Source organism: Sorangium sp. So ce124, assembly GCF_051525235.1.
Taxonomy (GTDB): Bacteria; Myxococcota_A; Polyangia; order Polyangiales; family Polyangiaceae; genus Sorangium; species Sorangium atrum.
In genome coordinates this window covers 10,548,729-10,565,436 of record NZ_CP150312.1, presented here as the reverse complement: position 1 = coordinate 10,565,436, position 16,708 = coordinate 10,548,729, and the positions used below count along the sequence as shown (strand labels likewise).

The following is a 16,708-nucleotide window of genomic DNA, read 5'->3' as shown; positions in this document are numbered from 1 at the left end:
CACCCCGGCCGGAAAAACCGCTCCCACCGCGGAGCCCACGCCCGCCGAGCCCTCCACCTCGAAGTCACCGCCCGCGGGGCAGGGCTCCCGGCAGCCGGGGCCTGGACGCTCGGGACCGCCGCCGGGAGGCTCGTCAACCACGGCTGACCCGGCGCAGGACGGCAAGGTGACATGGATCGCGGACAAGGCCGTCAAGAAGTCCGCATGGAGGACTCCGACGGGTAGAGGCAGCCGAAAGAAGGCGAAGCGAGCCGTCCCGAGCATCGCCGACCAGCTGACCAGCGGCGGCTTCCCCACGAATCCCGCGCAGGCGAAGAAGCAGCTCGGGAAGCGCTTCCCCAAGGGACCGCTGTTCAACGAAGCCGAGTGGAACGCCTTCGAGCAGCTCTCCTCGACCCCTCAGGGACAGCGCTGGCTCAACGCCTCCGGCATGCTCACGCTCGACCAGGCAAAGCAGTACCTGTCGGACGACGAGGACGACAATCCCGAGAAATTCCGCGGCTTCCACCAGCTCCACAAGCCGAGCAAGGTCGTCCTCGCGAGCTACGTCTCGCGACAGAGGAACAGCGGCGAGAGCGGGCAACGCTTCGATGGCACCCCTCCAGCCGCGGTGGCCCTGTCGATGGAGGCGAGGCACACGACCGACCCGGCGAGGAGGGACGCGCTCAAGCGGGAGATCGATCAGGGCATCGCGGCAGAATGGGCCAAGACGCTCGAGCACACCGAGCCGAACGACGACGCGACCACGGCGATCGCGCAAGGCGCCGTCCCGAACCCGACGGGGAGCGGCACCCTCTCGAACGACGACGTCCTCGACAGGCACCACCAGTCGATCGAGGTGCTCACGAACGTCTTTCACCTGCTCCAGGAAGGCGCGGAGATCTACGACGCAGGCGCGAAGAGCCATGTCCCGCTCCGCGACGTCCCCGTCGCCAAGCTCCTGTCCCACGGCGGCCGGGTCAACATCCAGATCCCCGCGGGCACCCCTCCGTACGCGGTGACCGAGCTCCTCGGCATCACCGACAGCCACGGCAACCCGAAGGCCGGCGTGTTCCCGCGCGCCTTCGGGACACACCACGTCGCGCTCGGCAAGGGCAAATTCAAGGAGGAGGGAGGACACGTCGCCGCCATCAAGTCCAAGTTCGATGACACCGAGCTCTACGGCATCAACCTCGCCATCGGCGGCCTCGGCCTCAAGGACTTCAACGGCGACGTCATCCTGCCAGACGGCGCTCACGGCCACATCTTCATCGGCCACCGACCGCCCAGGCAGGACAGGCCGGGCGCCCTCCAGATCGGCATCGAGACGACAGGGCCCAACGCGCCCAGCACCGTCGGCTACATCCACAACTGGCGCTCCACCGAGAAGACCGCCAACCCCATCTCCAGCGTCGGCGGCCTCAAGCAGGACAAGATCGGTGACGACCAGATCAAGAATGCTCGCACCGTCGACCTTGGCAAGCTCGGCGACGACTGGGCCGGGGTCCTCAAGGACCGAGCGGACAGGTTCGCGGAAGACGTGAAGGACCGCCCGGCAGAGGCGATCCAGGAGCTCGTCGGCCCGCGCGCCAATCTGCCGCAGGACACTCCGGAGGTCGAGCCGCGCGACGCCGATGAGGCGTCCGACGAGGCGCCGGACGACTCCGACCGTGATTCGCGGGACGACGACGAGGCGTCAGACGAGCCGTCGGACGGCTCCGAGCGCGATTCGGAGGACGACGAGGCGTCCCACGAGCCGCCGGGCTCCAAGCGCGAGCCGCGGGACGACGAGGCGTCCCACGAGCCGCCGGGCTCCAAGCGCGAGCCGCTGGACGACGCTCGTCGCGATCCGCCCGGGGACGCCGCGGCGAGCCCGGCCAAGGACACCGGCAGCACCGCGCCCCCGAAGGCGAAAGAGGGCGGATTCTTCGCCACCATGCCCCTGGCCAAGGCCACCGGCGACGGCGACGGGAGCACCGCCGATCTCGAGGCCGAGGCCATGGAGGTGCTGAAGGCGCAAGAGACGCTCCGGATCTTCATCCCGCGGGCGCCCGGGAACGGCCATCAGGGCGCCTCGGTGCAGTTCATGAAGCGGCTCGCCCAGCTCGGCTTCAAGGGCGAGTTCGATGTCGTCTACGACGACTCCAACGAGGACGACGACCCCACGCAGGAGAAGGTAGGGAAGGACGACAAGAAATACGGCCTGAACCGGCCGAAGCTCGAGAGCCTCTTGCCGGGCTTCAAGGCGAACGGCGCTCCCATCCAGCGCCTCGAGACCAGCGGGCTCAAGGTCAACGTCATGGGCCTCAAGACCTTCCAGGCCCAGAGCGACCCGAGGCCGGCGAGGTACGGGCTCACCGGCGCCGTCGACAACCACGAGAAGCCAAAGGAGATCCTCGATGATCTCAAGGTGAGCTCCTTCGTCCAGCTCCAGCCCATGGACTGGAACCGCGAAAGCGGAAAGCGGGGCATCACGTATCGGGACAGCGAAGGCAAGGAGCAGTTCCACGAAGTCGAGTCCCTCGCCGGGCTCGGCTACATCTACGACACCACGCCTCCCGATGACCCGAGGGCGATGATCGAGGATGAGCTCGAGAAGACAGGCGCGCAGGCCAAGGCTCCTGGCGTGCTCGCGTTCCTCGAGCAGACAAAGAACGACCCGAACGACGACCCCACGACCCACACCATGGTCGTCTACGGGCTCGGCACCGGCGAGGCGCAGAACTCGAAAGCCCCTGTCTTCGAGCTGTTCAACCTCATCACCGGCATCCTGTACGCCCAGGCCCCGGATCCGGGTGACGACAGCGCGGGGACCGACCTGCAGAACAAGGGCGTCATCCTCGGCGCCGCGGGCTGGGTCAACGAGCAAGGCGAGCTCGATCAGGACGAGCTCGACACGCTCAACAAGATGCTCAACGCTGAGTGGGAGGGCGGGCTGCAGCTCGTCGTCGACAACGAGGGCAACGCCAGGAAAGAGGACTGGGAAGCGCTCGCCGACCACCTCAAGCAGCGGCTCTTCAACGGCGACAAGCCGCGCGCCGCCGTGATCAACATCGAGGACGCGGAAACGCCCGAGCGAATCGCCGACGTCAAGCCCGGCGAGGTCCTCGTCGTCGAGTTCTCGCCCAAGCGCCTCCCCATGCCCGTCTTCGAGCTCCTCCGCTCCAGGACGTCCCTGCCCAACGGCTTCGAGAGCGTCAACGGCATGGACAAGGAGCGGCAGAACAAACCGTACTTCCATGTCGGAAAGGACATGAGCAACAACTGGCCGGGCAGCGACGTCCTCCCCGACGTGCCCAGGGCCAACGCCCTTGCGGATCGCGCCAAGCTCGTCGGCCAGCAGCTCCAGGGGCATCCCGGCCTCAAGAACTGGGGGCTCAACTACAACGACGTCAAATACGTCGATATCTTCACCGAGATCGCGGACAGGAAGCCGGCCGTCAAGCTGAAGTCCCCCCGAACGGGCCGCGAGGTCAAGCTCAAGGTCAGGGGCCAGGACGTGACGGGCGAGGGAGACTCCCCGGCCAAAGGCATGACCCGCAATGGGCCTTACGGGCGGACCGAGCTGGCGAAGCTCTACAAGGACAACAGGGAGCTCATCGACACGACGCTCCGCAAGAAGGACCCCGACCGGGTCATCGGCCGGTTCCTCAACGACACGCAGAAGCCCGACTCCGGTCTGCGCAAGTACTTCGATGCCCTCAAGGAGCGCTCTGCGACCAGCGATCAGGTGAAGATCGCCTTCACCGAGCTCATCAGGGTCGAGAAGAATCCCCCCTCGCCGCCCGCCGACGACGGCATGTGGACCGCGCCGGAGACCGGTGCGTCCGCCGGGGATCAATCGCCTGCGCCCGGCAAGGGCGACGACCGCGCCGGGGCCGGAGACACCGCCGCCGCCCAGTCCGCGCCGGCCGGCTCCGCGGCGCCGGCCCCGTCGCGCGCCGAGCTGATCGACAGGGGGATGGAGCGCGGCCTGCGGGGGAGCGCCCTCGACGACTACACGAGCCGTGCGCTGGAGACCGGCGACCCGGACCCGAACAGCTACCTCAAGTCGCTGGTCGAGGACATCAAGGGCATGCCCTCGGGGTTCAAGGAGAGGGCCAAGGAGCTGCTCGAGCACCCCGAGCGGATCGATCAGCAGGACTTCGCCTTCTGCGGCCTCACGGCCATCGCCGAGGCGGCCCTGCACAACAACCCCATGAAGGCGATCGACGTCTTCCGATCGCTGTTCGACGCGACGCCCTTCCCGCTGGAGTCCGGCGGAGCCATCGACGTCACGCCCAGCGCGGAGGAGGTGGCCCGGGGCAAGGACCCGAGTCGCAACGTGCTGCTCGGCGGCAGGATCAAGCAGATCGAGAGCATGTCCGAGCACACGGGCAAGGACTACGGCGACAAGCGCCTCGACATCCTGCTCGCGCGGGCCCTGCCCAAGCTCTGGAAGACCCGCGCCAACGACAAGTACGACGCCTGGCGCGAGAGCGTCGAGAGCAAGTTCGACGCGAATTTCGGCCAGGGGAGAGAGCAGCTCCAGGGCGACGGCGCGCGCCTGAAGCGCGGCGACTTCCCGATGAGCGACGAGGCCTATACCGGCATCCTCCAGGATGTCTTCGAGGCGCACGAGGTCAACGTCCTGTCCGCGGGGGAGGCCGGTTATGACATCGACGCCATCAACGAGCTGCTCGAGGACGACGCAAGCGCGCAGTTCGTCCACGGCATCGTCCTCGCCGGGCCGGTGAGCGCCGCCGCGAAAGGAGGCGGGCTGGGGGCGCCCATGGGCTCGTCCGCGGGCGACCAGGGGCTACACCAGGTCAGGATCGTCGGTCCGATCGAGACGACCACGACCCCCGACGGCGCGGAGAGCTACGTCGTTCCGCTCTCGACCTACGGGAAGGTCATCCGGCTCCCGGTGCCCAAGGACGAGATGGGAACGTACTTCCCCCACATCCTCACCGGCCGCTGGCACGAGCCGGCGCCACCGCGAGCCGTCGACTCGGCCCAAGGCTCGCCCTCGGCTGCCGCCCCGAAGAGCGCGGCTCCTTCGACCGGCACGAGCGAGCTTTTCGCCACCATGCCCAAGGACAAGACCACCGGAGACCCGGAGCGCGACGAAGAGGAGGATGGCGAGGAGCTCGCGAGCTTCATCAACGGGCTTGACGAGATACGCGCGTACGTCCCCCAGGGACCCGGGCTCGGACATCAGTCCTCCACGATCAACCTGGTCCGGAGGATCGTCGATCAGTTCGATTTCCAGGGCACCCTCCGCATCGTCTACGACGACAGCGGCACGAAGCAGCTCCTCGACGACCGCGCGGAGGCCAGGCGCAAGCAGGAGCGCGGCGAGAAGCTCAACCCGCTGGAGAAGAGCAGCCTGATCGAGAGGACCGTCGAGGAGAAGCTCGCGCTCCTCGTCCCGGGGTTCAATCCGGCGCAAGGCGCTGGCGAGCAGACCGTGAAGCTCGGCGCGGCCCAGCTCGTCTTCACACCCGAGTCGAAGGCCGGGGGGCTGCCGAGCACGCCCTTCGGCTTCACGGGCGGTTATGACAACAAGAGCGACAACCTCGCCGTTCGGCTCAAGAGCGACCACGTCCTGAAGCTCCAGCCGTTCGGCTGGGCTCATCCGAGAGGCCGATGGGCGCGCCAGCCCGACGAGGAGAGCCGCGAGAAGATCGCCAAGCTCAAAGAGCAGCTCGGCAAAAGGCCGCCCCTCGCCCAGCAGCGGCAGATCAAGAGGGAACTGGCGGCCCTCGAAGCGAAGCAGTTCACCGAGATGCCGTCGCTGGACGCGAAGGCCCACAAGTGGGCCGTCGCCGGGCCGGAGGAGTTCAAGGCTGCCCTGTCGACGACCGGTCCGAAAGGGGCGCTCGTCAGGCACCTCATGAGCGAGATCGATCGCGGCAAGCCCGTGATCCCGCTCTACGGGATGGGGCACGCCGAGCGAGCGCAGGACGCTCCAGCCTCCCATGAGCTGTTCAGCCTCATCGCGGGTACGGCCCGGGCGCAGCAGAAGGACCCAGGGCAGTTCCCCGAGGGCGTCGCCCTCGTGGTGACCGCGAGCCTCACCGCGGACCACTACAGAGATCTCGACGCCCTGATCCACGGTCCCCGCGACGCGGGTCAGAGGGTGCTTCAGAACACCACCGGCGGCCGAGGCTGGAACAACCCCGCGCTCGACGCCTTCGACAGCACGGTCGAGGAGCTCGGCCTGAAGGAGCGCCTGCTCCGCGTCACGGTCGACGATACCGAGGAGAGCGTCGCGAAAGCCATGCAGGCCATCTCCGAGCTGCGCCAGGACCAGATCCTGCTCGTCCAGCTCGGTGGCTTCCCGCCGGCCGTCTTCGAGGTCTTCTTCTCCTACACCAACATGATGGGGGTGCTGGAGGGGCCCAACACCGCCAACATGATGATGAGCCAGGGGAAGCCCTTCGTGAAGGGCGGCGGCGCGGCCAAGGAGCAGCTCGGAGCGCCGCCCTCGAAGCACGGCTTCGAGGGCGAGCGCGTGCTCATCGACAAGGTGAGCGAGACCCTCAATGGCAATCTCTCCAGCTGGCTTCCGGGCGACGCAGGCCCCGGTCTCCAGCGCAAGGACGAGGACATCGCCGACTACCTCCTCTCGCTTGGCGGCGAGGGCTCCCAGATCCGCGAATACCACAGGAGCCTGGGAGACGAGTACACCTCCCCGAACGCCGACGCCTTCGCCGACGGCATGAAGGACATCATCCGGGCCGTACGTGACGGCACGAGCGAGCCCACAGGCGCCCCGGCGGGCAAGGAGAGCGGGTTCTTCGCAACAGCGCCCCAGACCAGCGCCCCCGCCAGCGGGACCCCGGGCGCCAGCGACCGGCTCTCCGACTTCGTCAACGGGCAGAGCGAGATCCGCGCGTACATCCCCCATGCGCCGGGGTTCGGGCATCAGTCCTCCACGATCAACCTGATCCGGAGGATCGCCGATCAGCTCGAGTACGAGGGCACCGTCCGCGTCGTCTACGACGACGGGGGCACGGCCGAGACCCTGAAGCAGCGCGAGGACGCCAAGGAGAAGCAGGCGAGCGGCCAGCCGCTCAGCGAGAACGAAAGGAGCATCCTCGGCGACAAGACCATCGAGGAGAAGCTCGCGATCCTCGTCCCCGGGTTCGACGCGAGCAAGGGCGCAGGCGAGCAGACGGTGACGCTCGGTACGACCCGGATCGTCTTCACGCCCGAGTCGAAGGCGAAGCAGCTGCCGCCCGCCAAGTTCGGGTTCACGGCCGGGTACGACAGCAGCGACAACCTCGCGGAGCGGCTCAACAGCGACCATGTCCTCAAGCTGCAACCCTATGGCTGGCAGCAGTCGAGAGGCATCTGGAAGCGCGTCTCCGACCAGACGAAGCGCGAGCTCGAGACGATCGAGCAAGCTCTCAAGAACAGCAGGACGCCCGCCGCTCAGAAGAGACAGCTGCGCGACAGGCGGGCGGCTCTGCAAAAGAATGCGTTCGTCGAGATGCCCTCGCTGAACGGGAAGGCGCACACGTGGGCCATCGCAGACAAGGAGACGTTCGAGGAGACCCTGCCCGCGCTCGGCGCGAAAGCGGAGCTGGTGACGCACATCGTGAGCGAGATCGATCGGGACAAGCCCGCGATCATGCTCTACGGGCTGGGGCACCCCGAGAAGGCGAAGATCAGCCCGGCGTCGCATGAGCTGTTCAACCTCATCGCCGGCGCGGCGAGGGCGCAGCAGCAGAGCCCCGACAAGTTTCCCAAGGGCGCGGCCCTCGTGGTGACCGCGAACCTCGACGAGCCCGATTACAATAAGCTCGACGCCCTGATCCACGATCCGCGCGGCGCGGGCCGAGACGTGCTCACGAACAGCGAGGGCGGCGATCGGTGGACTGACGAGAAGGTCGGCGCGTTCGCGGACGCCGTGGGTGAGCTCGGCCTCGCGGATCGCTTCCGCCGCATCACCGTCGACGACACCGAGGAGAGCGTCAAGCGCGCGATCGACGCGATGTCGACCATGGGCGAGGATCAGATCCTGCTCATCCAGCTCGGCGGGTCTCCGCCCGCCGTCTTCGAGGTCCTGTTCTCCCACACGAACATGATGGGCGTGCTGGAGGGGCCCAACACCGCCAACATGATGATGAGCCAGGGCAAGCCCTTCGTGAAGGGCGGAGGCGGGGCCGCGAAGGAGCAGCTGAGGGCCCCGGAGCTCGAGGACAAGGGCGCGTTCGCGGGAGAGCGCGCGCTCATCGACAAGGTCAGCGAGACGCTCAATGGCAACCTCTCCAGCTGGCTGCCGAGCGACGCGAGCCCCGGGCTCCAGCGCAAGGACGAGGACCTCGCGGACTACCTCGTCTCGCTGCGCGACGGGGACTCCCCGCTCCGCAAATACCACGAGAGCCTGAGGGACGAGTACACCTCGCCCGAGCGCGACGCCTTCGCCGAGGGAATGCAGGCGCTCATCACGCTCGCCCAGGAGAGCGGAGGCGAAGGCCGGAGCGGAGCCGAGACGCTGTGGGGCGCGCCGAGCGCCGCGGCGTCCACCGGCATGCAGGACCCCGCGCCGGGCGCGCAAAGCGCCCAGCCGAAGGCCGGAGGCAAAGCCGGTCAGACCACGCCGGCCGGTTCCCAGGCGGGGAGTCTCCCGACGGCGAGCGGGCCCCTCGGACAGTCGCGCGCCGAGCTGATCGACAGGGGGATGGAGCGCGGCCTGCGGGGGAGCGCCCTCGACGACTATACGAGCCGTGCGCTGGAGACCGGCGACCCGGACCCGAACAGCTACCTCAAGTCGCTGGTCGACAACATCGGCGGCATGCCCTCGGGGTTCAAGGAGAGGGCCAAGGAGCTGCTCGAGCACCCCGAGCGGATCGACCAGCAGGACTTCGCCTTCTGCGGCCTCACGGCCATCGCCGAGTCGGTCCTGCACGACAACCCCATGAAGGCGATCGACGTCTTCCGGTCGCTGTTCGACGCGACGCCCTTCCCGCTGGAGTCCGGCGGAGCCATCGACGTCACGCCCAGCGCGGAGGAGGTGGCCCGGGGCAAGGACCCGAGTCGCAACGTGCTGCTCGGCGGCAGGATCAAGCAGATCGAGAGCATGTCCGAGCACACGGGCAAGGACTACGGCGACAAGCGCCTCGACGTCATGCTCGCCCGCGCCCTGCCCAAGCTCTGGAAGACCCGGGCCAGGGACAGCTACGACGCGTGGATCCACGAGGTCGAGCAGGGCTTCGACAAGGACTTCGCCCAGAAGGGCGACCAGCTCGCGGGCGACGGCGCCCGCCTGAAGCGCGGCGACTTCCCGATGAGCGAGGAGGCCTATACGGGCATCCTCGGCGATGTCCTCGAGGCGAACGACGTGAATGTCATGTCGTCGAAGGGCGGCGAGTACGACATCGACGCGATCAACAGGCTGTTCGACGGAGACGGCAGCGGGCGGTTCGTGCACGGGATCGTCCTCGCCGCGCCGGTGGACGCCGAGGCCAAGAAGTACGCGCCGCTCTCCGACAACCTCGGCCCGGATCGAGACATCAGCGCCTGGAGCGATCCGGCGAGCTCGTTCGAGAACCAGGCGCTGCACCAGGTCAGGATCGTCGGCCCCATCGAGACGACGACGACCCCCGACGGCGCGGACGCCTATGTCGTTCCGATCTCGAGCTACGGCAAGACCTTCCCGTTCGTGGTGCGCAAAGACAGGATGGGGGAGTATTTCCCGAACATCCTCACGGGCAGCTGGCACCGGCCGGCGCCGCCGCTCGCGGCGGAGCAGCCCACGAGCGCCGGGCCCGCCGCCGACAAGGGCGGGTTCTTCGCCACTTCGCCGGCGCCCGGCGGACAGCAAGCGACCACAGCGGATTCGGCCGACGACACCCCTGCCGATGGCGCCGAGTTGCAGACCGGCTCTCCCGATCTGCCAGGGGTCGACCCCACGAGCGGCACGACGCCGTCCGCTGCCGGCACAGCATCCCTGAGCCCAGAGACCACGCCGCACAGCGCGGAGACGACCGGGAGCGAGCGCCCGCTCGACGCGCGGCATGCCAGGGCGCTCGCGCAGATCAAGCGAAGCCTGAAGACAGCAATGCACGTCAGCGCGCAGGCCAACAGCACGACGCCGTACACCACGGCGCGGCGAGCCGGTCTGGAGCGCGTCGACGAGCATCCGCTGGCGGAGCTCTACGGCGTGCGCGTGATCTCGGCGTGGAGACCGGCGAGCGCGCAGATCGGCATCGCCGTCGACCACAGGCTCAGCACGTCGTACCTGCGGGACGCCTACGACGACCCAAAAAAACAAGGGGCGCTGCACCTGTTCAAGCAAGGCGTCGAGAAGGTCCTCGACAAATATGGGCTGTCGAACGACAAGACGAAATCCTATTTCCTCGTCAACTCCGCGCACGCCGCCGAGCGCCTCGCCCCCGTCCTCGAGAAGCACCAGGCGTCGGCCAGCACGCGCCTCGGCACACCCGGGATCCACCTCCTCGAGGTCGATCTCGACGAGAGGAGCAGCGAAGAGGAAGTCAAGGGCATCCGGCAATACCTGAAGGAGATCGGAGCGACCCCGTCGACCTACCAAGTGTACAGGTACGTCAAGCCGGCGAAGGAGCTGGCCATCGACACGACGATCGACAACCTGGCCGGTTTGGAAAGGCTCCTGAAGAGCTCGGATTTCAGGCAGCTGAAGAGGATCGCCAACTCCGAATCGTCGATGCGGTTCATCTTCAAGACGGCCGTGGCGCTGCTCGAAGGGCTGGATGCGGTCGTCAGGGAGCGCGGGAGCGACGCGTTCCGTCACGGGAAGCTGGTGCAGGAGGCGTTGCAGAACATCGAGCGCCTCCTGCCGATCTTCTACGTCTTCCGGGACAGCAGCGCGCGCGTGATGCCCTACTACGACCCGCTCATCGACGAGCTCTTCCTGATGCTCGTCGCGGCGCGCCCGTATGGGCCAGACGACCTCATCGCCGGCGAGGAGCAGGTCCAGGACGAGCGCAATCCCAAGGTGAAGGAGCTGGTCGGCGACGCGAGCGTAGATCGCGCGATCCACCCGGCCTGGAGCGGGATGGATGCGCTCGTGACCGCGCTGGAGGCGGCGCGGCAGGTGAGCGGCGACAGCGTTCATCTGCTGCACGACACCGATCGCGCGCAGGCGAATTACTTCGAGGTCCCCATCGTCCTCGGCGCGCAAGGGCGCGTCGCCGACCCCGGCGCAGAGATGGACGCCGGCATCGTGTTCGCGACCCTGGACCCGAGCGCTCCAGTGAGCCAACCCACGTCACCAGCCGACGTCATCGAGGCGGTGAAAGGGCGGATCGCGCGCTTCGAAGAGCAGGAGTCGAGCGGCGCGCGCGTGGTCTCGCTGGTCCTCGACACGACGATCCAGACCAAACCGCGCTCGGACGGCGAGCTCTCCCACGTGGACCAGGTCGTCAGCGAGCTCGCCCCTCTGGTGAAGGAAGGGAAGCTCCAGATCCTCCTGGCCAGGAGCTATCAGAAGTACCAGGGCCTCGGCAGCGCGAAGGTGATGGGCGGCGCGGTCACCCTCCTTCGCTCGACCGCCGGCGCTCCGGAGAGCCGCGACTTCCTCAAGAACATCGACACGAAGGGCAACACGTCGCGCGACGAGTGGCAGTTCTTCACCCACGTCCTGAAGAACGCCAGCGACAATGAGCTCGGGATGATCGGCGTCGCCACGGAGAACGCCAAGTTCGTCGCGGATCACCTGTTCCCGAGGGGCGGCGGCTCCCCCTATGTCGAGGGGCTGCCGTTCCTGATGAAGGCTTTCCAGGTCGAGCAGTACATGAAGAGCCTGGACCTCCTGCAGCTCGACAGCTTCGGCCTCGTGACAAGCACGTTCCTCGGCATCGAGTCGGCCGGCACGCGCGTGACGATCGGCCAGGAATCGAAGCATCGCCTCGTCGAGAAGTTCTTCGCCACGGGCCACCTGATACCGGAAGATCCCGGGGGGAGAAATCTCCCCACGTTCGACGACGTGCTCTCGCAGATGCGCGCGGTCCTCAGCGAGGTGGACGACCGGTATCAGCGCCAGCACGAGGCCCCCGAGCGGGTCCCGTTCAACCCCTACCGCGCGGGCACATCGAGCGACACGAGGGACATCGCCTCGATGTACCGGTCCATTCTAGGCCGGCGTTCGACGGACGGCGCACGGAGCGATCTCCACCTCGACCACGCGCTCGCATCGTATCTCTCGACGACCTTCCTCGCCGTCCGTCGCGCGAGAGGCGAAGGGAGCATCCCCGTCAAGTTGAACCCTACGAAGCAGGACAGCAACCGCAAGGCGCTCCTCCGCCTAAGCCGCGAGCTGTTCGACGCGGGGCTGCTCGATCGCGTGACGCCGGAGATGCGGAGGCACCTCAGCGCGGCCTGGATCGAGGCCCTGGCCGATCTCAAGGCCAGAGCGGGGCGCTCGTTCGGAAGGCCGAGCGCCGACGCAGCGAGCGCGAGCGAGGCGAGCTCGGATCGGGGCAAGCTCGAGGAGGACATCAGGAAGTTCGGCCGCTTCGCGCCGACGCGCGACCAGCTGGACGATGAGTTCGTCGCCGAGGTCTCCCGCCTGCTCGACGTCGGCGAGGCGCCGACGTCGCAGCCGCGCGCGAGCGCGTTCGGCTCTGCGCTGCATGCGCCGTCGAGCACCGTCGCGTCGTTGCCCATAGCGATGCCTCCATCGCTGCCCGGTGCCACGGGCCCGATGCCTGGGATCTTTCCGCCGCCGCCTCCACCCATGTTCGATCAGGCAAACGCCGTGGTGTTCCGGCCGCCGCCTCCGCCTCCGCCGCCGCCCACGTTCGATCCGGCGGACACGAAGGCTGGGTACAACCCCGCTGCCGCGCAGGGCGCGAAGGGCTCCCCTGCCCCGACCACCGGCGCCACGACGGCCGACAGCCCTTCCGGCGCCGAGCAAGCCACGCAGCCGCAGGGGAGCCCCCTCGAGGATCTGATCCGCACGATCGACGAGCAGAGCAGCACATGGCCCCGCCCGGCGGACGGCGAGCACAGGGAGGAGGCCGCCAAGCTGCTGAGCCGGCTGCTCCAAGCGCAGGGCGTGAGCAGCTCGGTCGTCGAACGGCTGAGCACGCTCATCAAGGATCCTGCCTCGCTGTCGCAATCGGCCTTCACCAACTGCGCGCTGCACAGCGTCCTTTATACGACGCTCAAGAGCGATCTCGCGACGGCATCGCACCTGGTCGTCGCGCTCTTCACCGGCAAGCTGCTCGGCCGCCTCGCGGGCGCGCCCGGCGCTGGCACCTTCGGACAGCGAGGCTCGGGCTCTCCGGCGCTCAGCGAGGGGCTGGAGCTCATCCTGAACCAGATGAAGGGAGAGGGCCTGTCAGCGCCAGGGCCGGCGCCGACAAGGCCGCTCGTCAACGGCCTCAAGACCGCCAAGGCCAAGCACGACCGCCTGAAGGGGCAAGGCGCATCCACCCAGGACCTGGACGGCCACCTGCTCGACCACCTGCTCGCCCGCGGCCTCGTCGAGCTGCTCGGGAGGACCGCCGTCGCTGCGCTCGAGAAGCAGACCGACGACGCCAGGGAGCCCGGCGTCGCCGCGGCGGAAGGCGATCTGCTGGTCTCGGCGAGATCGACCGCGGCCCTCATGAACGCGGCCCTCGGCGCGGGCGCGAAGATCATGACCACCGTCTCCCCCGGCGGCTACGACGTCGCGCGCATCAACGAGGCCCTCGGGAAGCCCGATCAGGCGGGGTTCGCGCTCGCGACCGTGATGAACGGCAAGGCGCTCTGGGAGGAAGCAGCGAAGCACGGGGCCGGCGCCTCGACGCCCCAGGATCCCGAGACGATCCCGCGGCTCGACAAGGTCGATACGTCGAGCCCCCACCTGGTCGCGATCGACGGGCCGATCACGGTCCATGGCGATTCCTTCCTCGTGCCGATCCAGTCCTGGGGGCGAGCGTTCCCCGTGCGGGTGGCCAAGCAGGACATGCCGAAGCTCTTCGCGGCGTTCGCCTATGGGACGTATCCCCCGGCGCGGACGCCGCAGGCGAGCGCCTCCGCCGAGGTGAATCCTCAGGCTTCGGGCGGCGCCGCCGACGCGCTGACCGGCATGGCCCCCCGCGTGCAGGACTTCGACAGCCCGGCAGACTGGCGCCGCTTCAACGAGCGTGTGCGCCCCTGGCTCGGCGAGATCCACCGCATCCGGCAGCCCCATGATCTGCGCGGGGCCATCGACGCGCTCTCCGCCGAGGCCGCGAGGCTCTTGCTCCGGCTCTACGACGAGGATCCGCAGAGAGCGCGCGTCGAGCTGCGCCGGCTGGGCCGCTTCAACATGAACGACACGCGCAGGCTGAGCGCGCTGCTGGACAGGCTCACGGAATCGGAGGCGTCCGACACCGAGCTGATGGAGGTGGAGCTCCTGTCCGAGCTCGAGGCGATCGAGCAAGCCCAGGGCGATGGCGAGGCGTCGGACACGGACTCGTTCGATCTGGATGATGTCCTGGCCTTTCAAGGCCAGCTCGACGCGCTGGAGAGCGCGCAGAGCGAGTTCAACCAGTGGATGCAAGAGCAGCTCGACGGCGATCCGTCAGAGCCCGAGGACGCCGGGGAGGAGCAGTCGGAGTCCGGGGACTCCGACGCTGGGATGTCCGAGTCAGCGCGGCTGGCGCGCGCCAACGTCCAGGGAATGGACCAGCTCCACACTGCGGGCAGAGTCCAGTACTCGTTCAACGTGCCCAGCGAGGACCTGGACGAGCTCACGGAGGTCGCGCGGAACGCCGGCGTCCAGGGGGAGCTGGCGGACGCCCGGACCGGGTTCCTCAATCCGGATCATTTCGAGAAGCAGAGCAGCTACACGTGGCGCCTGAGGCCCGGCGTGAGCGCGAGCAAGGCGCTGCGGGAGTTCTTCAACCCCGAGGAGCACCTCACCATCGCCGAGTGCGGCACGACCATGCAGGCGATCAACTACCGCACGATCCTGCGCGCGGTCGGAGAGGAGGACTTCGACCGGAGGTTCGGCGGCGAGGACTCCAGCGTCCCGAACGAGGACCGCCTGCTGCTGCAGCGCGACTTCAGCGCCCAGAACCCCCTGCAGCGCTTCTTCGCGCCCGAGGCCGCGACGCTCGACGACGAGGAGCGGGCGGAGATGACCGGCGAGGGCGGGGAGGACCTGCGCAACGCGCCGAGCTCCCGCCCCGCGAAGCGCGGCGGCTGGTACTACATCAAGAACCACGAGCTCTATTCCAGGCGCCACCCGGAGGGCTTCTGGAGCGGCGAGAACGCGATGTACCTGGGGCGCGACCGCGCGTCCGGCGAGCAGCTGTTCAGCGGGTTCGGCGTGGCCCCGACGACCGAGGAGCAGCTGGCAGACACCCTCGCCAGCGAGTTCAACCAGGAGCCGACCGAGACCGAGGTCGAGAAGATCCTCGGCTCGGGCCGCGACCTGAGCCTGGCGCTCCCGACGCTGGGAGATCTCGACTCGATCGCTGACATGCCGCTCACCGAGGCGAGCATGAACCACATCGCCAGGCTGCACGGTCACCCCGGCATCGACGCGGCGCCCAGGGAAGCCGGCGAGACCGGGCCCGAGGACGTGGCGCGCCGCCTGTTCCGGGAGACGCTCGAGGGCCAGCCGCTCCAGCAGCCGCTTTCGCACGCGGATCTCGTCGCCAGCCTCGACCTGTCGGAGCTCGACAGGAGGGCTCTCGAGGCGGGGGACCCCGCTCCGGCGGAGCGATCGCTCGGGACGTGGGGGGTGCGCGCGGTGCCCGGCGCCGAGGGCGCGGCCGCCTCGCACGACGCGCAGGCCGGGAGCGCAGGGACGCCGCGCGCCGTGCTGCGCTGGACGCGGCCGTCGTCCAGCAGGCACGGGGGGCAGCACACCACGCCGTATACGCTCGTCTTCGACGGGTACTGCAAGCGGTTCAACTTCACCTTCACGCCGGCGTTGATGAACCTCTTCCTCGATCTCAACCGCGACAGCATGAGACCCGTCAACCCGAGCGATCGGACGGTCCGCAAGACGACGAAGATCCGGGTCGACGAGGGCGCGGAGTTCATCTTCCCGCTGCCCAGCGAGGTGAACAAGCTCGCGAAGGTCCCCGGCGGCTTCCAGAGCATCGGCGGCAAGGCCCTGTCGGCCGAGCAGATCCGGAGGGAGTTCGGCCGAGAAGAGCTCTTCTCGGGTGCGCCCTCCCCGGCGAGCCCGGCCGACGTGCGCGCGGGGTACCGGCCCCAGGACGCCGCGAGCGGCAGGAGCGACGGCGCGCAGACCGCGACCGCCGCCTCCACGACGCGCGGCGAGGGCTCCGCGTCAGACGGCGCAATCGGCGACACGCAGGTCACGCAAGCCGACACGCAGGTCACGCAAGCGGACGCGCAGGTCACGCAAGCGGACACGCAGGTCACGCAAGCGCACGCGCAGGCCACGCAAGCCACCGGCGCGCCGGCTGCTCTCGACGGCGCCGTGCCCATCCCCGCGCGGATCGACGCCCTGGTGAGGACGCTCGTCGCGAAGAGCGACGCGTGGTCCTCCCCGCGCACGCAAGTGGACAAGCAGGAGGCCATCGCGCTCGTGACCGAGCTCCTGCAACAGCTCGGCATGGACGCCCGGGTCGTCGACAGGGCGGGCGAGCAGGGCAAGGACACGCCTGATTCCGAGCACTCCACCTGCACGTGCGTCCGTTAGGCCAGCGCCCGCGTCAGCCGCGCTCCGCGGGCGCGCTCCACCTGTCTCCTCGCCACGGCGCGGCTCGTCCGCTCCAGGCGAGCGCGATCCTCATCGGATGAGCAGCGC

General features: G+C 68.6%; 1 protein-coding gene. It reads left to right on the top strand.

All coding sequences use genetic code 11. From position 1 onward, the window contains the following. Nucleotides 1–166 precede the first annotated feature (166 nt). Nucleotides 167–16,600, top strand: coding sequence for a hypothetical protein (locus WMF19_RS39700; RefSeq protein WP_437895102.1), 16,434 nt, complete (start codon nt 167–169; stop codon nt 16,598–16,600). Nucleotides 16,601–16,708 lie beyond the last annotated feature (108 nt).